The 23,400-nt window shown below is 47.0% G+C and carries 18 protein-coding genes; 16 read left to right on the top strand and 2 right to left on the bottom strand.

Annotated features, from left to right (window positions below; genetic code table 11):
* Positions 1 to 180: 180 nt before the first annotated feature.
* The 15 genes from BLQ32_RS11925 (at position 181) to BLQ32_RS11850 (ending at position 17,686) form a co-directional block, all read left to right on the top strand.
* Positions 181 to 1,104, top strand: a complete 924-nt coding sequence (locus BLQ32_RS11925) for a S66 peptidase family protein (protein WP_074510502.1) — start codon at positions 181 to 183, stop codon at positions 1,102 to 1,104.
* 144 nt (positions 1,105 to 1,248) lie between these two features.
* Entirely contained in the window at positions 1,249 to 1,470 is a 222-nt protein-coding gene (locus BLQ32_RS11920; protein ID WP_036809843.1) for a DUF2187 family protein, read from the top strand.
* Between the two features lie 190 nt (positions 1,471 to 1,660).
* On the top strand, positions 1,661 to 2,371 hold the full coding sequence (locus BLQ32_RS11915; RefSeq protein WP_074510501.1) for a hypothetical protein: 711 nt from the start codon (positions 1,661 to 1,663) through the stop codon (positions 2,369 to 2,371).
* The gene (locus BLQ32_RS11910; RefSeq protein WP_074510500.1) at positions 2,364 to 3,662 is read left to right on the top strand and encodes an efflux RND transporter periplasmic adaptor subunit; all 1,299 of its coding nucleotides are present in this window, start codon (positions 2,364 to 2,366) and stop codon (positions 3,660 to 3,662) included. The genes BLQ32_RS11915 and BLQ32_RS11910 overlap by 8 nt, the downstream gene beginning before the upstream one ends.
* 185 nt (positions 3,663 to 3,847) lie before the next feature.
* Positions 3,848 to 4,117 (top strand): YhdT family protein, encoded by a 270-nt coding sequence (locus BLQ32_RS11905; protein WP_074510499.1) that lies wholly within the window; start codon positions 3,848 to 3,850, stop codon positions 4,115 to 4,117.
* Complete coding sequence (gene panF / locus BLQ32_RS11900) at positions 4,114 to 5,574, top strand: sodium/pantothenate symporter (protein WP_074510498.1); 1,461 nt, start codon at positions 4,114 to 4,116, stop codon at positions 5,572 to 5,574. Before BLQ32_RS11905 ends, panF begins: the two co-directional genes overlap by 4 nt.
* Positions 5,575 to 5,652: 78 nt before the next feature.
* Positions 5,653 to 6,567, top strand: coding sequence for a DMT family transporter (locus BLQ32_RS11895; RefSeq protein ID WP_036809858.1), 915 nt, complete (start codon positions 5,653 to 5,655; stop codon positions 6,565 to 6,567).
* A gap of 655 nt (positions 6,568 to 7,222) precedes the next feature.
* The gene (locus BLQ32_RS11885; RefSeq protein WP_074510496.1) at positions 7,223 to 8,392 is read left to right on the top strand and encodes an aminotransferase class I/II-fold pyridoxal phosphate-dependent enzyme; all 1,170 of its coding nucleotides are present in this window, start codon (positions 7,223 to 7,225) and stop codon (positions 8,390 to 8,392) included.
* A gap of 40 nt (positions 8,393 to 8,432) precedes the next feature.
* The gene (locus BLQ32_RS11880; RefSeq protein WP_074510495.1) at positions 8,433 to 10,052 is read left to right on the top strand and encodes a M20/M25/M40 family metallo-hydrolase; all 1,620 of its coding nucleotides are present in this window, start codon (positions 8,433 to 8,435) and stop codon (positions 10,050 to 10,052) included.
* Between the two features lie 530 nt (positions 10,053 to 10,582).
* Entirely contained in the window at positions 10,583 to 11,542 is a 960-nt protein-coding gene (locus tag BLQ32_RS11875; protein ID WP_083335323.1) for a nuclease-related domain-containing protein, read from the top strand.
* Between the two features lie 423 nt (positions 11,543 to 11,965).
* Positions 11,966 to 13,102 carry a mandelate racemase/muconate lactonizing enzyme family protein gene (locus tag BLQ32_RS11870; protein ID WP_074510494.1) on the top strand — a complete coding sequence of 379 codons (1,137 nt, stop codon included), beginning with the start codon at positions 11,966 to 11,968 and terminating at the stop codon, positions 13,100 to 13,102.
* Positions 13,092 to 14,183: an amidohydrolase gene (locus BLQ32_RS11865; RefSeq protein WP_074510493.1), complete on the top strand. Its 1,092-nt coding sequence runs from the start codon at positions 13,092 to 13,094 to the stop codon at positions 14,181 to 14,183. The genes BLQ32_RS11870 and BLQ32_RS11865 overlap by 11 nt, the downstream gene beginning before the upstream one ends.
* Before the next feature lie 208 nt (positions 14,184 to 14,391).
* Positions 14,392 to 15,804, top strand: coding sequence for an alanine/glycine:cation symporter family protein (locus BLQ32_RS11860; RefSeq protein WP_175557111.1), 1,413 nt, complete (start codon positions 14,392 to 14,394; stop codon positions 15,802 to 15,804).
* Between the two features lie 77 nt (positions 15,805 to 15,881).
* Positions 15,882 to 16,367 (top strand): VanZ family protein, encoded by a 486-nt coding sequence (locus BLQ32_RS11855; protein WP_074510492.1) that lies wholly within the window; start codon positions 15,882 to 15,884, stop codon positions 16,365 to 16,367.
* A gap of 281 nt (positions 16,368 to 16,648) precedes the next feature.
* Positions 16,649 to 17,686 (top strand): C40 family peptidase, encoded by a 1,038-nt coding sequence (locus BLQ32_RS11850; RefSeq protein WP_244890355.1) that lies wholly within the window; start codon positions 16,649 to 16,651, stop codon positions 17,684 to 17,686.
* A 126-nt stretch (positions 17,687 to 17,812) separates the two neighbouring features.
* On the opposite strand, the gene BLQ32_RS11845 is transcribed toward BLQ32_RS11850, so the two are convergent.
* Both BLQ32_RS11845 and BLQ32_RS11840 read right to left on the bottom strand, forming a co-directional pair.
* Positions 17,813 to 19,456, bottom strand: coding sequence for a S8 family peptidase (locus tag BLQ32_RS11845; protein ID WP_139150543.1), 1,644 nt, complete (start codon positions 19,454 to 19,456; stop codon positions 17,813 to 17,815).
* A gap of 94 nt (positions 19,457 to 19,550) precedes the next feature.
* Complete coding sequence (locus tag BLQ32_RS11840) at positions 19,551 to 20,954, bottom strand: N-acetylmuramoyl-L-alanine amidase (protein ID WP_074510490.1); 1,404 nt, start codon at positions 20,952 to 20,954, stop codon at positions 19,551 to 19,553.
* 429 nt (positions 20,955 to 21,383) lie between these two features.
* On the opposite strand from BLQ32_RS11840, the gene BLQ32_RS11835 reads away from it, so the two are divergent.
* Positions 21,384 to 23,363: an S-layer homology domain-containing protein gene (locus tag BLQ32_RS11835; RefSeq protein ID WP_074510489.1), complete on the top strand. Its 1,980-nt coding sequence runs from the start codon at positions 21,384 to 21,386 to the stop codon at positions 23,361 to 23,363.
* The last annotated feature ends 37 nt before the right edge of the window (positions 23,364 to 23,400 follow it).

Genomic DNA, 23,400 nt, shown 5'->3' with positions numbered 1-23,400 from the left:
TCGAGAACCAATCTTATCCACGGCATAAGGCCGCTGGAAGGCAGGCGGCTGTTCCGCTGAAGTTTTACTTTTTCGCGATAAACGGTATGCTTGGATAAAGAAAGTGTTCCAATCCGCAGGGAAGAACCGGGACGCGGATTGCAGCTTTAAAGACATTGACGGAAATAGGAGTGGATGGATATGCGGACATTACCAAAACGATTGAAAAAAGGCGATACAGTAGGAATCATTTCACCTTCAAGCCCGCCGAATTTGGAGAACTTGAAAAAAGCATTGCCGTTTTTGGAAAGCCTCGGCTTAAACATAAAAATGGGCAAATCGGTGGAAGCGAAGAACGGCCATTTGGCAGGTACAGACGACGAACGGCTGGCTGATCTGCATGCTATGTTCGAAGACCCTGAAGTTGCAGGCATCATCTGTGCTGGCGGGGGATATGGGGCTGCGCGCTATACAGACCGAATCGATTTCCAGATGATCAAAGAAAATCCGAAAGTATTCTGGGGCTATTCGGATATCACCTTTTTACATACAGCAATCGGAGAATATGCAGAGCTGACAACGTTCCACGGGCCGATGCTCGCTTCAGACGTCGGCAAAGAAACGTTCCACGAGCGCAGCGCCCGGATGTTTGGGCAATTGTTCGGACCGTTCGAATTGTTTTATTCCGAGGAAATTTCGCCGCTTACGGCGCTGGCCGGCGGAGTAGCTCAGGGCGAGCTGGTCGGCGGAAATCTGTCGCTGATCCGGAGCGGCATCGGCACGAAATTCGAGCTGGATGTAAAAGGCAAAATTTTATTGATTGAAGATATTGACGAAGAACCGTATCAAGTGGACGAGCTGCTGAATCACTTAAAGATGGCGCGGAAATTTGATGAAGCGGCCGGCATTGTAATCGGCGATTTCAAAAATGCCGAAGCGAAGAACAAGGAGCGCTCGCTCACATTGGACGAAGTGCTCGATGATTATTTTAAAGACTTGAAAGTGCCGGTCGTCAAAGGATTTAAAATCGGCCACTGTGAACCGCATTTCTCTGTCCCGCTCGGAGTCCCGGCGCGGCTTGACGCTGATGCCAAGACACTGACAATCTTGCCGGGCGTCGAGTGAACGAAAGAGGAAGCAGCTATAAGCAAGAAAAGCAGTTAAGCTGCTATTTTTCTTTGAAAGCTGTCAGCTTAACAGATGAAATATTGCCTGATTTGTGCTATAATGAATAGATATTGTTTCTACTAAAGAGAGGCGAGGATAAATATGGCATTTCAACCGCATGAAAAAGAAGTATCCGAATTCGTAGCAGCTCGCAGAATTGGTGAATGGATCTCTTTCACCCGCAATGGCGTGGAAGTCAACGGAACTATCTATAAAATTATGGACAACTCGGTGATTGTTGAAATTTCACCTGAAGATGCAAAAGAAATTGGTGCAGCATCCAACATGACCGTAATTTCACATAAGAAATACAAAATCGTTTAAGTATGAAAAACCTCTGCAGAAATGCAGAGGTTTTTTAGTGCCTATAAAGCTTTCATGGATATTCCCTGCGCCTTTCTGTCTAAAGACCTGAATATTGAAAAATGTGGTAACTTAAACGTTTCAAAGCGCTGTTATTTTTGGTAAAGTAAAAGAGCAGAACCATCATTTGCGCCGAAAGGAATCACATCGAATGACATTTGACTTTAAATTCTGGCATTATTTTGCTCGCCATGGAGATTTGATACATAATTTGCAGGAAAACGAGATACGGAAATTCAATCAGCGGCTTTTTGGAATTTTTGCTTTGGGGCTGCTTCTTTTTGCATTGAGCGAAATTTGGGGGATGAACACCAAATCGTTGACGCCTTATTTGGCGGAAGCATCCTGGGATGCCTATACACTGGCTCGCTGGACTTCGCTTCTTGGAACCTTGCTGTGGGCCGGCTTTTATATGGCTTTCCATACGTACGGAGTGGCTTTTTTATTCAGCAAATTCACCAAGATGACGTTTCGGGCAGCTTTGGTGATGCAGTCTTATGTATTGGCCATCCTGCTAATTGAAAAAGCGCTGCTATTTTTCCTGTTTGCTGTAGCCGGATTTACGATGCCGGTTTCCTTGTTTTCGTTTGGGCCACTGGCCGCAACGTTTTTGGACAATACAATTTTCAACTATACGTTTATCATGTTTTTCTTTAACCAATTGACGATTTTTACGGCATTGATCATCGCGATCCAATACCGCTTTGTCCGCAGTTTTACCGAATTCTCGCCTAAACTGATCCTTTTGCTGCTGATTTTACTGCATACGGCAGTGGCACTGGCCATTGGGGCATTCAGCGCATACGTACCGCTCGAAGAAATGCTGAACGATTTCACGAGAGGGGGAGCTTCCATTGAATAGATTCTTTTTCATCGGACTTTCCATCGCGATCACTGCTTTTATTGCCGCTAATGCTTTGCTGATGTTTGGGGAGAAAAGCATCATTTCAAAAAATGTCTACGTCAGCGAATACGAACGGGCCTACCCGAATACATATGCAGAAAAATTGCCGAAAGAGGCCATTGCGGCGCCTCGGGAGACGACGCAAATTTACGTGCAGGACAGAGAAGCCATCGAACAATGGGTGGTGAATGAAGGCGACACGGTTCAGGCAGGTTCAGAACTGGCATTGCTGAACGAAGCAGAGTCAGAGGAGCAGCGTTCGCTTTGGGAATCTGAGAAGCGGGCGTTGGAAACGGAAAAAAGCGAAGTGCAAAACTCATTAAGAGCATTGGAATCTGCGCTTTCCGCACAAGGCGGCTCCGAATCCGAAAGTGCTACGGACCGCTCTACCATCACAAATGAAGACGGCGATACGATAGAATTTAATGTGGATTTGTCAGTCGGTGTCGAAGTGCCGCAGGACGGCTCTTATGCAACCGGCATTGCGCAGGCTAACCAGCGTTTGGCGTCAATTGAATCACAATTAGCGGTTATTGATGCCCAATTGATCCAAAGCCTGTCCAATCCGGCTCTTGTCAGCCCGGTTGAAGGCATTGTCTCTAAAGTCAATCGGGATTCCAACCCGTTAAGCGTGGAAATTTATTCGGCCGAAAAAATATTTGTTACGTACGCGCTGGAAGATGAATGGCAAGACGTAACGGCCCAGGACCGGGTGCTCGTTCAGGCAGCGGGCTTGAACGAAGCGGTTTCCGGAACCGTCTTGAGTGTATCTGAAGTTCCAGCAGATGATTCCAGGTGGCTGAAGGCATACCGCGCCTTGGATCCGAAAGAACAAGCCAATCCGATCGCTTTTTACGAAATGCAGATTCTGACGGACGAGCCAATTACGGAAGGCGTGCCGTTTGGCAGCACTGCCAATGCAGAAATTACCGTTATCGAAGCAGCGGATGCCATAGCGATTCCGCAGCCGTGGGTTTTTGACCGATACGACATGAGCGGTTCAACTTATGTGCTGAATGAAGCGGGCCTTGGAGCTGCAGTTCCGGTCACCATCAATTTTGATGTGGACGGCAAAGCAGTCCTGGCTGACGGCGTTGCAGCAGGCGCACTTGTGCTGAAGGACGACACATTAAGGAACTTTAAAACAGCGCCGAAAGTCTTTATGCCGTTTCCAAGTGAACGGCCCGACTACGAATTTGCCAAAAGCACCAATTGGCGAAAATATGTTGAGTTCTTGTTGGCGCAGTAAATGCTTAAACAATAAACCCCGAAAGCAGCAGCTTCCGGGGTTTTTCTATTGCCTAAAAACCAGTCATGAAAATGTGTGGGTGACAGGCACCGGTGCAATTGATACGATAATAGGATGAAAAGATAGCAGCAGCAAATAAGAGGCAGTATTGCCGTGAAAACTGATAACGAAACGGAGTGTTTGAGATGAAGGAAACAGATTGGCGGTTTAAAATCGCCAACCGCGAAGCACGGATTGGATTGGGCTTAGCGATTTTTAATTTTATTTGGTGGTTTGGCTTTGCATATGGAATGGGGTCGCGCCCCGTCGAAGAATACACCTACATTTTCGGTTTGCCGGATTGGTTTTTCTACAGTTGCGTCGTCGGCTTTCTGTTGATTGTGGTGCTTGTCATTGTCATTGTGAAGTTTTTCTTTGTAGAAGTGCCATTTGATGAGGAGGAAGACGAACGATGAACATTGCAGTAATCATTCCCATGATTGTATTTCTGGCTATCATATTTGCAATAGGGTACTGGTCGAGCACCAAATTGACGGCCGGATCCAGCTTTATCAATGATTATTTCCTTGGCAGCCGCGAGCTCGGCGGCTTTGTGCTGGCGATGACGATGGTCGCCACTTACGGCAGCGCCTCGAGTTTTCTTGGGGGACCAGGCACCGCTTATACGATGGGCTTCGGCTGGGTGCTGCTTGCCATGACGCAAGTGGTTACCGGCTATTTTGTCTTGATGATTTTAGGAAAGAAATTCGCCATCATGGCGCGCCGCTATGATGCGATTACGATGATCGACTTTTTAAAAGCGCGTTACCAAAGCAATTGGGTGGTCATCCTGTCTGCCCTCAGCATCATCATCTTTTTGTTTTCAGCGATGGCAGCCCAGTGGATTGGCGGGGCGCGCCTTGTTGAATCGCTGACCGGCTTGTCTTATAACACGGCTTTGTTCATTTTTGCCGTTTCTGTACTTGTCTACGTGACCATTGGCGGTTTCCGGGCGGTTGCGGTGACCGATGCGGTTCAGGGAGCGGTCATGTTTATCGGCACATTGATCCTATTGATTGCGGTCATCATTGCGGGCGGCGGCATTCCGAACATCATGAACGACTTGATCAATGAAAACCCGAATCTCGTGACGCCTTTTGGCACGGACGGCAATTTAAGCATGGCGTATGTGTCGTCTTTCTGGATTCTGGTTGGTGTTGGAGTCGTCGGCTTGCCGCAGATTACGGTCCGGGCCATGTCTTATAAAAATTCCAAATCGATGCACCGGGCATTGATCATCGGCACGGTTGTGACCGGCTTTATCATGCTGAACATGCACATGATCGGCATTTTTGCCCGGCCGATCTTGCCGGGAATTGAAATCGGCGACAAAGTCATTCCGCTAATTGCGCTGGAAACCCTGCCGGCCTGGGCCGCAGGGATTGTCCTTGCCGCTCCGATGGCCGCTATCATGTCGACTGTCGATTCCTTATTGATTCTTGTTTCTTCTACCATCGTAAAAGACGTGTATTTGAATTACATCAAACCGGATGCGGATTTAAAAGCCATCAAGCGTATTTCGTTCGGCATCACGGGGGCCCTTGGCGTCGTTGTGTTCCTGCTGGCGCTTGATCCGCCGGAACTGTTGATTTTCCTGAACCTGTTCGCCTTTGGCGGTTTGGAAGCGGCGTTTATTTGGCCGGTCGTGCTTGGGCTTTACTGGAAATGGGGCAATAAATACGGTGCCATCGCCTCAATGATTGTCGGCATCACAAGCTACGTGGCGCTGCACTTTTACAACAATGCCAACGGGGAATTGTTCGGCGTGCATACCGTCACGTTTCCGGTTGTTTTATCCTTCATCGCTTTTATCGTGTTTAGCCTGCTGATCGGCCGGAAAGCATATGACTATAATGTGAAAACGATTAAATAAGGAAGAGCCGTTTACTTTGCCGTTGATTCAGCGTAAAATGAGTGGATAATTCGGAACTCGAAAGAAGGCTGAGCTGGATTGAATCAATGGAAAATCTATGCCATTTTAATATTTGTCATGCTGATATGGGGGTTTAATTTACCTTCTGTAAAATACCTGGTTGAATTTGTGGACCCGATCACCTTAACTGCTTTTCGCATTCTCACAGCCGCAGCGACGATTTTTGTGATTCTCGCCGGTATGAAACTGTTGCGGCTGCCGCGAAAAAACGAATGGAAATTCATCTTGCTGGGGGCACTGCTCAATGTAGTTGGCCACCATTATTTCCTGTCGAGCGGACTTGCACTTACTTCAGGAACGAATGCTGGATTGATTCTGGGGACAGGCCCGATGCTGACAGCTGTGCTGGTTTCGTTGATTCTGCGCAGCTATCCGTCTAAACTGCAGTGGATTGGCGTGGTGATCGGTCTTGCCGGTGTATCTGCGACTGTCCTGGTTGGCGGCGGCGAGACGGCGGGCATGAACATCGGGGATGTTTTTGTCTTCCTGTCCATTTTGGTCCAAGTGCTTAGCTATATTGTCATTTCGAAAGCTGCCGGCTCTATGGACCCGCGTCTATTGACTGCGTATATGTTCATCATCGGCGCCGGCGTCTTGTTCATCATTTCACTGATCCAAGAACCGGGGGAAATTGCCGCTTTCGCAGATGTTCCTTCAACTTTCTGGGTAGCGTTTTTCTTTTCGGCTGTACTCGGGACGGCTGTCGGACATTTGCTTTACAATTATTCCATCGGGCAGGCGGGGCCAACCAAAGCCGCTATTTTCATGAACCTGAATACTTTTTTCTCACTTGTAGGAGCGGCTGTCATTTTGGGCGAAGTAATCACAACCAATCACCTTTTCGGTTTGGTGCTGATAATCGTCGGCGTCCTGTTCGGATCCGGTGCAGCAGAAGACTTGTTGAAAAAACGGAGAAAGCGGCTCAGCTTATGAGCCACATCAGACTGTAGACGAAGTGTAACTTTAATGAATAGAGATGTATAAACCCAACCGGTTCGGCCACTTCGCTTTCCGTGGGCTCAGCTTCAGCCTCCTCGTCGCTTCGAAAACCCGCTGCTCCTGCATCGCTTCGCTAGCTTCGTCGCAAAGACTTGGCCTCACTGCCTTCGGCCAATGTCTTGCCTGCGGGGTCTTCAGCTTTCGCTGTCCCACAGGAGTCTTCGTGGCCGAACCGGTTGGAGCTTCTCTTTGATTCATTAGTGAATATGAATTGAATCCAATTTTAAGTTTAAACAAACATCTTTATGAGGAAAAGCGACGCCTCTTAATAGCCATCATGTTAGGGGTCCGGAGTGAAAGCCGGCGACTCCAGCGGGGCAGCGTAGCGACGAAGTGCCGAAATCCACTCGGGACGTCAGTTCCGAGTTAGTTCGGTGCGAGCCCGCGGAACGCGTCCGGCTGAAATGGAGGATCCGGGTTTTCCTGTTGTCTGTGCATTCCCCTCTCATGCGTAAAAATTCTTTTGTCTACAAGCCCAGCGGCTCAGCTTATGAGCCGCTTTTTTCTATATGGGAACGGTCTCTCTTTATTTTCCGGCAATTTGCAATATAATAGAGGAAAGCCAAAATACGAAATGGAGTTTTTGTTCATGCCACTTACATTAAATCCGCGCGCAGAAGCGCTTCGTGTGTCAGGGATCCGCCAGTTTTTCAATCAGTTGGTGAATTACCCGGATGCCATCAATTTAACCATCGGCCAGCCGGATTTTCCGACGCCGGAACCGGTCAAAGAAGCCGGCAAAGCTGCCATTTCAGCCAATTTGACCGGATACACCCATAATGCAGGGCTCTTGGAGCTGCGCCAGGAAATAGCGGCGTTTTTCCAGGATACTTATGGACTTACATACAATCCGCAAACCGAGATTATTGCGACAAACGGCGCCAGTGAAGCATTGGATGCGGTTTTCCGGACGATTCTTTTGGAAGGCGATGAAGTGATCATTCCCGCACCGTGCTTTGCGGGCTATGAGCCGATTGTGGAATTGAACGGCGGCAAGCCGGTCTTGCTCGATACATCAGAAACGGGGCTGGTGCCGACAGCGGAAGCCATCCGGGCGCTCGTCACCGAGAAAACGAAAGCGATCCTGTTTAATTTCCCGTCCAACCCGACAGGCGTCACGTTAACGAAAGCCCAAATGGAACCGCTCGTGGAAGAGCTCAGCAAACACGAGATTTTTGTCGTGACCGATGAAATCTACAGCGAAAATACATTTGCAGGCACCCATACCTCTTTCGCCTGCTTTGAGTCGATCCAAGACCGGACGTTTCTGGTCCACGGCTTGTCCAAGTCCCATTCGATGACGGGATGGCGCATGGGCTTTTTATTGGGGCCGGAACAGTATGTGCAGCAAGTGCTGAAAGTACATATGTACAATACGGTATGTGCCTCGGTGCCGAGCCAGTACGCAGCGATCGAAGCGCTAAAAAACAACCGCGATGCACCGGAAGTGATGAACCGCGCGTACCGCGAGCGCTGCGATTTTGTTTACGGCAAGCTGGTTGAAATGGGCTTGGAAGTTGTCAAACCGAAAGGCGCCTTCTATATATTTCCTTCCATTGCCAAATACGGCATGACGTCGTTTGAATTTGCGACGGCTTTATTGAAAGAAGGGGGAGTCGCAGCTGTCCCGGGTTCGGCATTTACGAAAACCGGAGAAGGCTTCCTGCGGATTTCCTACGCCTATTCCATGGAGACGCTTGAAGAGGCAATGAAGCGAATGGGCGACTGGCTGAAAATGCTGGAAAGCAAAAGCAAGTAACATAAAGCAAGCGGAACAGCATCAAGAGGAGGGCATAGAGATGACGGCATACTGGGGGACTCCCGAAAAGTTGCAGGAATTATTGATTGAGCTGGTGAGTTGGAAAAGCATGACGCTGACAGATGGCGAAGTCCAATTCGCTTATAAATTAAAAGAAAAGATGGAGATGCTGCCGTATTTCCAGGAGCATCCTGAGCGCTTGTCGCTCAGTGAAGTAAACTGGGGGCGCGAAAACCTGACGGCGCTTTATAAGCATCCGGAAGCAGCGGAAACGATTGTGCTGATCAGCCATTACGATACCGTGCACACTTCCGAATACGGCGATTTGGAGCCACTGGCCTGCAGCCCGCTGGAATTGGCGGAAGCGTTCAAGAAAGTGCAGGATGAATTGGACCCGGAAGCGCAAGCGGATCTGCAGTCGGGTGAATACCTGTTTGGCCGTGGCACGATGGACATGAAGGCGGGCCTTGCGCTTCATATGGCATTGATTGAAAAAGCGGCAGCTGAAGAGTGGCCGATCAATCTGCTGTTGGTGACGGTAGCGGACGAAGAAGTGAATTCCGCCGGCATGCGCTACGGCGTTTCGAAACTGCTGGATCTCGAGCGGGAATTCGGCCTTGAGTATATTCTGTTCCTAAACGGCGAACCCGTCTTTGCCCAATATCCGGGTGATATGGCCCATTACATCTACACCGGTTCGATTGGGAAAATCATGCCATCAGCGCTCTTTTACGGCAAAGAAACGCATGTCGGCGAGCCGCTGTCAGGCATTACATCCAGCTACATCTCGACGTATTTGACGCACCGCATGGAATGGAACACCTCTTTCCGGGAAACCGTCTACGGAGAAACCACGCCGCTTCCGGTGACGCTGATGCAGCGCGATATGAAGCTCGAGTATTCGGCGCAGACGCCGTACCGGACCAGCGCGATGTACAACGTCTTTTTAATGGAGAAAACCGCAGAAGAAGTGTTTGATCAATTCGAGAAAGTGGCTATTGAAGCGATGGAACATTGCACGCGCGATTATTTGGCAATGTGTGAGCGAGAAAAAATCGAACCGCTAGGAGAAATCCGGGTTCTTCGCTTTGAGGAACTGATGAAATACGCCATCAATAAATTCGGCATCGACTACGTCAACGCGGCGCTTTACGACACGATGATGCATCCGGAATGGGACGTCCGCGATAAATCAATGCGCATTGTCGATATCCTGTTGATCAATTGCCAGGAACTGACGCCGGCAACGGTTCTGTTGTACGCACCGCCATATTATCCGGCTGTGAATTCATCGGAGGACGAACTCGTCAAGCGCTGCCTGCAGCAAGTGTCGGCAAATGCGGAGGAGAAATTCGGCCTGAAACTGCAGCAGATCCATTACTTCAACGGCATCTCTGATTTAAGCTATGTGAACTACACCGACCAAAACGGCGGCTGGATGACATACGAAAAAAACACGCCGGTTTACGGCGACCAATACAGCATTCCGTTCCAGGCGATGAAGCATTTGAAAGCGCCCGTATTCAATGTCGGGCCATTCGGAAAAGACGCCCATAAACGCACCGAACGGCTGCACATCAAAAACACCTTTGAAGAAATGCCCATTTTGCTGGAAGAAATGATCTTATCGATAGCGGTGAAAAGCCCAATCAGTGAATAAAAGAAGGCCTTCGCGGAGAGCGGAGGTCTTTTTTGTGGAAGGCGTTTGGAAGAACTTCGATAGAAAGCGGGGAAACACTGATTGAAAATTCGAAAACTCCGGTAGGGACGTGAAAAACTTTGATAGCAATCAAATAAACAACGATAGAAACAGCAGAAGACGCTGGTAAGAATTTTACGGCATTTCGCGGCAAGCGAAATGCATCGTTTTTTAAAAAGGAGACCTTTGCAGTTTGCAAAGGTCTTTTCCGTTCAAGGTTTTGGGTAGCGGCAAGCAGATTTTTATAAGAACATCGATAAGAAGCTTCATAACTTCGAAAGAAACGTGAAAAACTCCGATAGAAAAACGGAAAACTTCGATAGAAATAAAAAAAGCATAGATAAAACCTGTTAAAAACTTCGAAAAGGAATCTCCCCGATTGAAAAACTATGACCTTCAAATCTCATTTTCTCTACGAAATAACGCTTCAAAAACGAGATTTGGATATTTATGGAATATCTATGCACTGCTTGATACAATAGAGCAAGGAGGTGAGAAAAATAATCATTAAATACCGAGAACGCACAGAGAAAATTGCCGCTTATGAAGCCTTATTAAAAAGGCTGCCGGTTGGCCATGAAAAAACTGGAACTGTCCTTGAAATGTTGAACTACGAAAGAGCAGGTGCAGGAGGAGAAGAGAGGGTGGACGAACTTCTTTCATTCTTTGAACCGAACTATCCCTTTGTTGTGATCCAAGATTTGTCGCTGCCAGACCGCAGCCAGATCGATACGATCATCATTACTCAAGACCGCCTATTGATATTGGAAATTAAAAATATGGGAGGAAAGTTGAGGCTCCAAACAAACCCCAGTGTACTGCATCAAACTTATCAAAATGGAAACCAGCGCTATTTCAAAAGCCCCGTAGTTCAAGCTGAAACGGCAAAGATAAAAATGGAAAAGATCCTTGGGAAAATTGGATACATCTTGCCAGTTCAAACGGCCGTCATCATGGCCTATCCTTCGCAAGTCATTGAAAACGTGCCGCCGGACGCAACGGTATGGATTGCAGATGAATTGTTTTTTCAGCTTCATCGCATGGAAATCGGCAATCAGCTTCTAACTGAAGAACAATTGTATGCGCTCGGTGCACAACTGCTAACCATGGATCAAAAATACCAGCCGTTTCCCTTAGCCCCTAACTTGAGAATCAACCCACGAGACATCCAGCCAGGTGTATATTGCCCTCGATGCCGATTGAGAAAAATGAACCGTATTGTACGCAAATGGGAATGTGCACCATGCAATTTATTTAGCAAAGATGCGCACTTAGAAGCTATCGACGAATGGTTTATGCTCATCAAACCAACCATCACTACAAATGAATGCAAAATATTTCTAGGTGTGCAGACGATAGACACAGCAAAACATGCTTTGCGGAGAAATAACCTGGAAGAAGTCGGTGGAAGAAGACAACGATTCTACAGGCAAAAACAAGAACAGCGTTAGAAACGGTGAAAACTTTGATAGAAAACCTAAAAACTCTGATAGAAATCGAAAATGCACAGATAGAACCTGCCCCGCATTTCGCCAACAGCGAAATGAATCTTTAGTCTTTGAGGAGACCTTCGCGTGAAGCGAAGGTCTTTTCCATTCAGTTTACTTGAACTTGGCTTTTGAGCAGGTGGTGTGTACCAGAACATCGATAGAAACTTTCGAAACATCCATAAGAACTCGAAAAACATTGATAGAAATCCGGAAAACTCCTTTAGAAACAAAAAAACAATGATAAAAAGCGCCCAAAACGTAGACAAACCCTTTGCATTTCTTCACCTTTCTGGTCTTCAGAAGCCGAAAATAATCCTTCCTGTCCTACAACACCACCGTACATTCATGTACAATTTAAGCTATACATAGTAGGAGGAGATCGAGATGAAGATTGTAAAGGCTGAAATTTACAGAGTGGAATTTCCGTTGAAAGAACCGTTTATCATTTCCTACGCGACGTATCCGAATATGCCGGCGGTCATTTTGAAGCTGGAAACGGATACCGGAATCTTCGGATACGGCGAAGCGGTTCCGGATGAACATGTTACCGGAGAGCAGGTCAGCGGGACATATGAAATCTTAAAGAACGTCCTCGTTCCCGAAATTCTTGGCCAAAGCCCGTTCGATATCGAAGGGATTCACCATCTCATGAATGCGGCCATCGCCCGCAACCCAGCCGCAAAAGCCGCGATCGACATTGCATGCTACGACTTGATGGGAAAAGCGGCAGGCCAGCCGGTCTATAACTTGATCGGCGGACAGGCGCACGAAGGTTTGCAGTATCCGAAAGTGCTCAGCATCGAAGCGCCGGAAATCATGGCGGAAAAAGCAAAACGGGCAATGGACCAAGGATTCAGCAGTTTGAAGCTGAAAGTGGGCGGCAGCGACTCGGCAACCGATATTGCACGCATTTATGCTGTTCGGGAAGCGGTCGGGCCGTCTATGCCGATCCGCATCGATGTCAATCAAGGGTGGAAAACAGTCGGGCATGCGGTACAGACGATCAACCAATTAGCGGATGCCCATCTTACTTGGATCGAACAGCCGATTCGCATGGGCGATATCCGCGGGCTTGCCGATGTCCGCCGAAAAACCTCGACACCGATCATGGCGGACGAAAGCGTCCAAACGATGGAAGACGTGCTCGAAATCATCCGTCTGGAAGCAGCCGATTACATCAACATCAAATTGATGAAATGCGGCGGCATCTTCCCGGCAATCCAAATGGCAAAAGCGGCGGAAGCAGCCGGCATCGTTGCGCAAATCGGTTCGATGGTGGAGTCGTCTGTCGGTTCTGCTGCCGGCTACCATGCCGTCATGGCGCGCCGCAACATCCAATCCGCGGAACTGACAGGGCCGCTTCTGTTCTCAGAAGAAATCGGCAACCTGGACTACCAATTGCCATACGTCAAGCTTTCGGGTGAACCCGGACTCGGCATCCGGGTAGACGAAAGCCAGCTTCAAAAACTGACAGTAGCTTCTTGCATGGTGGAAGGGGAGGAACAGACAGATGGACAATAAAACGAAAATCTTGGAATACTTTGATCATTTCCATGCCCATCCGGAAGCCAGTTGGCAAGAAGTCGAAACGACGAAAAAGCTGGCGGAAATCATGGAAGACCTCCAAGTCAATTATCATACATTCGATGACGTGACCGGATTGATTGCGGAAATCGGCGAAGGGCAACGAGTGGTCGCGGTCCGCGCCGACATCGATGCTTTGTGGCAGGAAGTGCGCGGGAAAGTCCAAGCGAACCATTCGTGCGGCCATGATGCGAATATGGCCATGGTTTTGGGAGCGCTGCTTTATTTGAAAGACGAACCACTGGCAAAACGGATCCGGTTCATTTTCCAGCCGGCAGAAGAAAAAGGCAACGGTTCGCTTGCCATGATTGAACGTGGTGCACTGGAAGAAGTGACGCATTTATACGGTGTGCATTTGCGGCCAATCGAGGAATTGCCGTTTGGCGAAGTTGCGCCTGCCATCCATCACGGGTCGGGGATTTTCCTGAAAGGCAAAATCACCGGCGTGGATGCGCACGGTGCGCGACCGCATCAAGGAAAAAACGCCATTGATGTGATTGCGGCCATTCATCAATTTGTAAAATCGATTTACTTTTCGCCGTTCGAATCGTATTCAGCGAAATTGACGAATATCCAGGCGGGCGGCGAATCGCTGAATATCATCCCGGGAAGCGCGGCTTTCGCCCTTGATGTGCGGTCTCAGTCCAATAGCCTGATGGCGGAACTGCGGCAGCGCATCGATGCAGGGCTCCAATCAATTGCTGCCCTGCACGAAGTGGACATCACCTGGGAGTGGGATGACTACACACCAGCCGCTGAAGTGTCAGACGAAGCAATGCAAATTGCCGACAGCGCCATCCGGTCCCTATTGGGAGAGGAAAGGACTGCGGCGCCGCTCGAAACGACCGGAGCCGATGATTTCCATTTCTACACGATTAAAAAACCGGAACTGAAAGCGGCGATGCTTGGCATCGGAGCCGACCTTGCACCGGGGCTTCACCATCCGGAGATGGCATTCAATAAAGATGCGCTCGATATCGGGGCGCGTGTCCTGGCTGAAACTTTACAGAAAAGTTAATAAGTTTTTCGCTAGTATGTTCAGGGTATTGTACAAAAGTTGAAGTGCATCTAAGATTAAAACTTATGGATCAAAAAGTAATTAATCACATACGCATTAATATATGAATGATCCGTTCACGCTTCAGGGCAATACATTTTCTTGGACTCACAAGATTGCCGTGCAAACGTGGCAAGTAAGCAAAACTACAGCTACGAGGAGAAACTTTATGGACACTATTTTGGACGGGTTGACGTGGATCGTCGACGAAGGAAACAATCTATTATGGACGTATATTTTAATTGCGCTGCTCTTGGGGCTTGGCGTTTATTTCACTGTGCGCACGCGATTCGTGCAGATTCGACTGTTCGGCGAAATGTTCCGCGTCATCACGGAGAAAAAAGACGGAGATGACGGCGTTTCGGCATTTCAGGCGTTTACGATTTCCACAGCATCGCGCGTAGGTACAGGGAATATCACCGGTGTGGCGCTTGCCATTGCGATCGGCGGGCCGGGAGCGGTTTTTTGGATGTGGATGGTCGCGTTGATCGGAATGTCCACCGCGTTTATCGAAAGTACATTGGCGCAAGTGTATAAAGTGAAAGACGGAGACCAATTCCGCGGCGGGCCGGCTTATTACATGGAAAAAGCGCTCGGCAACCGCAAATTGGGAATTACCTTCGCCATTCTTTTAACATTGGTTTTCGGATTTATATTTAACTCGGTACAATCCAATACAATCGCCCAGTCATTTGGGGATGTCTTCAGTATTCCGGAATGGACGGTTGGCGTCGGGCTGGTTATTTTGACGGCATTGATCATTTTCGGCGGGGTTAAACGTATTGCACACGTAACCCAAGTATTGGTGCCAGTTATGGCTGTCTTATACATATTGGTCGCATTCTATGTGGTCATCATGAACATCAGCGAAATTCCGGCCGTATTCGCATTGATCGTGAAAAGTGCATTTGGCCTTGAAGAAGCAGCGGGAGGCGCAATCGGCGCAGCCATCATGCAAGGTGTGCGCCGCGGCTTGTTCTCCAACGAAGCAGGCATGGGATCGGTTCCGAACGCAGCAGCTGCTGCGAACGTATCGCACCCTGCCAAGCAAGGGCTTGTTCAAAGCTTGGGCGTCTTCTTTGACACCATTATCATTTGTTCAGCTACTGCTTTTATCATTATTTTGGCTGGCGTCTACAAAACAGGCGAACAAGAAGGGATTTTGCTGACACAAGCTTCATTGAACGTTCACGTCGGAGACTGGGCGCCTTACTTCCTGGCCGCAGCCATTATGTTCTTCGCGTTCAGTTCAATCATCGGGAACTATTATTACGGGGAAACCAACATTGAATTTATCAATGCCCATATGACGTGGTTGACGGTTTACCGTTTCGGCGTATTGGCAATGGTCATGTTCGGTTCCTTGGCGCAAGTGGCGCTGGTTTGGAATATGGCCGACTTGTTCATGGGAATCATGGCAGTCTTGAACTTGGTGGTGATTGCGATGCTCGGCAAGATCGCTTTCAAAGTGCTGAAGGATTACACTGATCAGCGTAAAGCCGGCAAGAATCCGGAATTCTATGCCAAAAATATTCCGGGGTTGAAAAATACGGAATGCTGGGGCGAACATAGCAGAGATTAACCTAAAAACACATTTGCCCTAGGGCGGATGTGTTTTTTTCTGCCTTGGAACAGGCAGAATCGTGGTACAATCCATGTATGAAAAAATTAATCGTTTTTGTTATCTTATTTATTGTATTGTTTGTATCTTCCGGCCAGACATACGAAGAACAGACCTTGATTCCGGCATTGGAAAAGTATTTGCCTTCCGAGCCGTTCAAAGAGACGCTTAGCCATTTGCAAATTCCTTATTGGGGCACTTACGTATCCGTTGAAGAAAGGGGTTATTACCAATTTGTCGAGTTTCTGCTTCGCAAAGGCGCCCATGTCGGGATGTTTGGCCTTATTGCGCTGGCGGTGCTGAACTTATTGCCAAAGCCGCGTGTTTGGCTTGCTTTTGTGATTACAGTAGCGATTGCGTTGATGGATGAATACCATCAATCGTTAACCGGCGGCCGTACACCTACGACGCACGATGTCCTGCTCGATGCTTTCGGAGCGCTGCTGTTTTTAAGCGTTTGGACCCTTTGGCATAGACGAAAGAAGAAAGTGGAAAAACATGAACATGAATATGCAAAGCAATAAAGACGGTGCCGGAATCAATTCGGCATCGTTTTTATTGTTATTTTTCAAGTCTCTTCTTATAAGTAAATATTTTACTTTAAATTATTAAAAGTACTTGTTATTCCCTAACTTCCTAGAGATAAACATTAAAATGAGCACAAAAATGCATTTGTAATATAAATGTAATGAAAGGTAGTACATTTATCTGATACACTCAATAGTGTATTAAGTACTACTTGGAAAAATAAATGATTCGATGTCTGATCAACATCTAGAATCCACAAACTAACAGAGGTGTCCAATTGAAAAAACGTTTAATAGTTATGATGATTGCTGTATTGATTTTTACAGCTAGTCCGTTCATGTCAAATGAAACCGAAGCAGCCAGTGGAACAGTAACACCAGATGACTTAGTCGCATACGCAAAGACATTTACAGGAGTGCCATATAAATGGGGCGGAACAACACCTTCAGGTTTTGACTGCTCGGGTTACCTTCAATATGTATTCAATCATTTCGGAATTTCCATTCCGCGTGTTTCTGCGGATCAATATAAAACGGGTACATGGGTATCAAAAAGCAACTTGAAAAAAGGGGATATGGTGTTCTTTGGCGCAAGCTCCGGTTCAACCAAAGTCACACATGCAGGCATTTATGTAGGAAATGGCGGGTTTATCTCTGCGACATCAAGCAAAGGGATTGCCACGGAAAATATTAATACCAATCCATACTGGGCACCGCGTTACATCGGAGCAAAGCGTTACAGCAGTGTAAAAGAAGCGCCGATTACAGTGTCGGCACCGAAAAAACAGCTTCCAGTTGGCCAATACTATGATGTATCAACCGGGTTTTGGGCATACGGCGCCATCAAAGATTTGAGTGCAAAAGGCATCATTACCGGATATGACGTCAGTGTCTTTAAACCGCAGAATGCGGTAAACCGCGCAGAAGCGGCTACCATGATTTCCAAAGCAATCGGGCTTAAGCCAATCAGCGGCAGTGCCTTCAGCGATGTATCTTCAACTTATTGGGCAGCAGGCTACATTAATGCTGCGAAAAGAGCAGGCATCATCGACGGACGCGGCAATGGCAAATATGCACCAACAGCAAAAGTTACACGTGCTGAAATCAGTGCAATGCTGACAAGAGCGTTCACGATGAAAGCATCTTCAACTTCAGTGTCTTTCAAAGACATGAAAGGCCACTGGGCTGAAGCTTCCGTTATCAAAGTTGCTTCAAATAAGTTGGCTACAGGCTACAACGATGGCACATTCAAGCCAGACAGCAACGCTACACGTGCTGAAATGGCTACGTTCATCCACAGAGCAATCACTAAGTAAATAGAACATTAAAAAAGGAGCTTTCTGAGGAAAGCTCTTTTTATCATTGAAAGAACAGTCATTATAATCGGATCAGCAATAAAAAAAGACAGTCCAGTGATGCAACTCGGGACTGTCTTTTGCAATTTATTTTAATGCGTTGCTCAGGATCTGGGCATTTTCTGCACGCGTGATCGGGTTTTCCGGACGGAATGTGTTGTCGTCATATCCAGTTACAATCTTGTTTTCGAACACTGCTTGAACAGCGTCATAATAATATGCGGAAGCAGATACATCGGTGAATGGGGCTTGCTGTGTGCTCTTTAGTTTATAAATGCGTTGCATAATGACCGCCATATCTCCGCGCTTGATTGGCGTATCCGGCGAAAACTTGGTTGCCGAAGTGCCGCTGATATAGCCGAGTTCATAAGCGCTGTTGATATAGCCCGCGGCGTATGACGTTTTCGGCACGTCAGTAAATTTATGGTTGGTGTTGTTCTTATTCCAATTCAGTGCCCGCCCAAGCATGGTAACTGCTTCTCCGCGTGTGATGGAGCTGTTCGGACGGAACGTGCCATCCGGGAATCCATTGGTGATTTTCAAGTCGAACACTTTCTGGATAGCTGGAGTGTACCAATAATTGAGTTTCAGATCCGGGAACAAGGCCGCTTTGGAAGACAAGGATTGAACGAGGCCGTGCCCGTACAGATTGTCCCGCCCTTTAGCGCCAAGGTCCACCGCTGCTCTATTGACGGTTGCGCGCAGCTGTCCGTTCGACAAATGCGGGTAGGCTTCCTTGTATTGAGCAAAAGTGCCGGCAACGAACGGCGCTGCCATGGATGTTCCCTCGGAAACGAAATAATCGTCCTGAGTTGAGGTTTTGAGGTCGACAAATGTACTTTTAATATTTTCTCCAGGCGCTACGAGCTCTTGGTTAGGGCCGTAATTGGAAAAATAGGACAGTTTATTTAATGGTGATACGGAGCCTACAGCAATTACTGAAGATAGGCGGGCCGGGAACAATACATCTTTGATTTTTGTATTTGCCCGGTCGTTTCCGGAAGCTGCAATAATGACGATGCCTTTGTCATAAGCTTTTTTAACAACTTCCTGAAGCGCTTGGCTGTTTGTTTCCGTTGTTAAACTGAGATTAATAATATCCATCTTCTGATCAATGGCCCATTGGATGCCGGCAATAACGTCAGAGACATCGCCCATGCCAAAATCGGAAAGGACGCGCACCGAGTAAATGGAAGCATCAGGCGCTACGCCGACTGTGCCGATTGAGTTGTTCTGCGCCCCGATGATGCCCGCAACATGTGTGCCGTGCCCGAATTTATCGCTGAACGTATTGAGATCAGCAATTTTAGAAACGCCGCCGGCAATTTTCAAGTCAGGATGGTTCTTGTTGATTCCGGAATCTACGACTGCAATCTTGACGCCTTTGCCGGTATAGCCGAGTTTTGTGGCCGTATTGGCTTTGATGTGTTTGTAGCCCCATGTCTGCACTTGGACAGCAGCTTTTACGGTCTGGTCTTCTTCGATATATTCAATAGAAGAATCTGCAGCGGCGGCCTGTACAGATGGCTGGTCCGGCACAGTGGCAACAACTGCATGAATGCTATTCAATTCCTCCTGCACTACTGCGCCCATTTCTTCCAATACTTCAAAATCAATTTCATCCTTAAATGAAATAATCACTTTGTCGGTTTCACTTTCAGAAGCGGAGACTTCTGTTTGGTGAAGATTAAATGAGCCAAGAGCAATGGCGAAAGCTGCAAGAATATACATTTTTTTCAATAGATTCCCTCCGTGTCCAAACTGTTTTCTTGTAGTATAGCGCAATACAAAAAAAAGCGGGCTAAAAAGCCCGTTTTTTTAATAATTAATTATTCTCTTTCCATTTGTAATAATCTTCGATGCCGCCTGCAATTGCTTCAGCAGAACGCTGTTTGTAAGTGGCAGAAGCCAATTTGGAAGCGTCTGTGCTGTTTGTAATAAATCCTAATTCCACTAATGCAGCAGGAAGAGGGTTCGAGCCGATAACCAAGTAGCCCGCTTCTTTGACGCCGCGGTTTGTGTTGTTCATTGCTTTATATAGACGGTTTTGGATAAAGGTCGCCAATTGTTTGCTGTCTTGGGCCCGTTGGTCCAACGCTGCAGAGTAGAAGGTTTCGGAACCGCTTGCTGCTGGAGTTGCCGCATTCGTATGGATGCTGACAAATGCGTTTCCGCCGCTCTTGACTGCCAAGTCTACCCGGCTTGCAAGTGGAATGAAAACGTCTGTCGTACGAGTCATGTATACGGAAATGCCTTTATTTTTAAGAATGGCTTGGGCACGTTTTGCAACATCAAGGTTGATTGCTTTTTCTTGAAGGCCATTTGCAACTGCACCTGGGTCGGTACCGCCGTGGCCTGGATCAAGAACGACAAATCTTTTTGCGTTTACGACAGGAACAACTGTTTTTGAAAGGTAAGCCGTGCTGACATAGCCGGTCAAAGTACCGCTTTTGCCGTAAGCCCAACTGCCGTTATAGCCATATACCTGGAATTTAGCGCCTTTGTTGATTTTGCCTACTGAACTATAGCTGACGTCAGGGCCTTTACGGACGTTCAAGTTGTCTACAGTCACATTCATTTCGGAAATCATGACGTTTTTGAAAACCACTCGGAAATCCGTATTGAGTCCGCGTGCGACAAAAGCTGCAAACTCTCTTCTGTTCAAGTTTTTGTTTGGTTCGTAATTTCCGGAGCCAGTGCCGTTCGTGATGCCGGCTGTTGCAATTCGGTTGACTGCTGTGTAAAGGCTGGTCGAACTAGCATCGGTTTTAATATCCATGAAATAAACATGTCCGGACTTTGTCAGGTTAAAAGCACGGCTGATCAGGTAAGCCATCTCACCGCGGGTCATTGTATCCTTTGGACGGAAATTGCCATTTGAATCGCCGGTAATGATTCCTTTGTCAACAGCTGACTGGATGTAGCCGGAAGCGTAGCTTTTTGAATCCACATCTTTAAAGGAAGTTTTTCTCGGAGTGCCCTTCAAATTGATGGCGCGGCCGATCATTGTTGCTGCTTGTTCACGCGTTACAGATTCAGTAGGGCCGAAAGTCGTTCTGGATGTTCCGTTGATTAAGCCTTTCTGCCACAAATAGATAATTTCTTTATCGGTTGTCTTTATATCTTTAAATGGAACTCCAGCTGCAGAAGCGCTGTGTGAGCCCAGAGAAGTAATCACTAAAATCATCGCAACGAAGAAGAGGCTAGCTTTTGTTAATAGGTTTTTCATAATTTGAGTATTTCCCCCTAATAGGTTTTTAGTATTTCATGTAGTTAGTTTAGCAGACTTTAGTTCTAAAATATCCCTTTTTTTGATAAATGAGAATAAAGGCAGGTTTAAAAAAAGAATTTCGGGGTAGCACCTTTGTTCGTAGTAAAAAATACCTTTAAAATTATAATTTATTTCTAATTATTTTATAAATGACAAAATATTGTAAAAATAATGAAAGTATCTATACCATTTGGTAATAAGCTGAATTATATTGAGAATGAACTAAATGCGACTTAATGTTAAATATATGCATAAATTAGATAAAAAGTATGATATTTATTGTTCTGCTTTTCATATAAGGTATTTACTACAGGGAAGGTCAAAAGAACGAGTTTGGTTTTTCTGAGATAAAGGATTTTATTTCCAATAAGGGGGATTCAATAAAGAATGAAGAAACTATTATTGATGGCAATCACGGCGGTACTGGCATTATCATTATTCAGCCCGTCGCTGGTGCAAGCGGCAGATGACCTGAGCGGGCATCGATACGAAAAAGAGATGAGGGAATTGATGGCGCTCGGCGTAATATCCGGCTATCCAGGCGGATCGATTCAACCGGAACGCGAAGTGACGCGGGCAGAATTTGCGAAGATGGTCATTAAAACCTTTGGGCTTGGCACAGATATAGAAAGTGCCCAATTCAAAAGTGCTGGATTGGCAAGCCCCGAAGTAACGGCTGCAGCTGTAAATTTCAAAGATGTCCAAGCTGGCCAGTGGTTTTACCAGCCGGTAATGGATGCGGTACAAGCGGGAATCGTCCAAGGATATCCGGACAAAACATTCAAACCGGATGCCTCCATCACACGTGAACAAATGGCGACGATGGTATCCCGCGCATTGACGGCCAAAGGTGTGAAAGTGGATGTGGCAACGACTGCGGCCTTGGAATTTAAAGATTTATCTACTATATTGAAAGACCATGTAACGGATGTCCGCATTCTTTCGCATTTAGGAATTTTACAAGGGAATTCGGACGGCACCTTCAAACCGAAAGACAGTTCAAAAAGATGGATGGTGGCGCTTGTTATGCTGAGAGCAAAAGAGCACACGGATGTACCTGAAGTGCCTGTAGCCAAAGAATTCCAGGCGGTTACAGTCACAGCAGATAAAACAACCGTAGTAAAACATTTTGATGCTTTCTCAGAAGCGAAAAAATACGTTCAAGGCAATTCAAACACGCAGGCAGTTGAACGCAGCAACAAAGTTCTTTGGATGAAACAAGGCATTGCGTTTACTAACGCATTCACTGAAATTTATCCGACAGAAGCATTAAAAGCTTCTGCCGGAACGTTTCGCCCTTACGTACCGGCGAGCACCGAATTGAAGTTTCTTGATGCTACGGATAAAACAGTTAAAGTGGAATTAGCCGGAAAAATCGGCTATATCAGCCATAGCGTGCTCCGGCTGATTCCGGAACAGCAGAAGAAAGGGCAGTCGTATTATGAAGTTTCAACGGCTGGCAACCTGGTCCATAAAATTTACAACCATTCAAATGGCAGCCTTGCCTCTGCCGGGGAAATCGGCAAAGCGCCGAAAGAATTTGTAGCGGGGATGAAGTATTACAGCTGGGACGGGGCAACATTCACTAATGCATCCGGTGCGCTCGTTACAGAAGCGCATCAGTATTTCAACAAATTGCCGCTTCGTACAGCATCCAACTACACCGCTGCAGAATTGGACAAATACCTGAATGACGCTTTCCCGTATAAAGGAAAAACCCAAAACGGCAAAATGTGGACAGCGAGTCCGCTTGTCGGAACCGGTAAATTTTTTAAGGAAATGGAAAGCACATACAAAGTCAATGCGCTTTACTTGATGGCCCACGCCATCCATGAAAGCGGCTGGGGAACAAGCAAGATTGCACAGGATAAATTCAACCTTTACGGATACGGCGCAGTGGATGCAGATCCTTACAAAGCAGCATTCGCTTATGCGACATTCAGAGAATCCATTGAATACGCAGCCCAAAAAGTCAGCGCTAATTATCTGACGACTACAGGCGGCTTTTATAATGGAGCTTATTTGGGCAATAAAGGCGGCGGCATGAACGTCCGCTACGCATCGGATGCATTCTGGGGAGAAAAAATCGCCGGCCATATGTACCGGGCGGATTTGAAGCTTGGCAACAAAGACCTGAACAAGAAAAACTTAGGGATTACCACAACGGACGGATTGAATTTCAGAAGCGGTACTTCAACAGCAACTACCGCTTTGTATACAATTAAACCTGCAGATGTCCCGGTCGTCATCAACGGCACTGCAACTGCCGCAGGTGCGACTTGGTATCGCGTACAATCCGAGGACAGCAAATATGCAGAAGCATATGTCCACGGAGCCTATATCAAACTGCTGCCGCTGGCTAAATAAGATCTTTTCAACTCAATCCTTAAAACAGGCTCAATAA

Source organism: Planococcus glaciei (genome assembly GCF_900099655.1).
Lineage (GTDB): Bacteria > Bacillota > Bacilli > Bacillales_A > Planococcaceae > Planococcus > Planococcus glaciei.
Note: the sequence above shows the minus strand (reverse complement) of the source record. Positions and strands in the feature narration are given on the sequence as shown.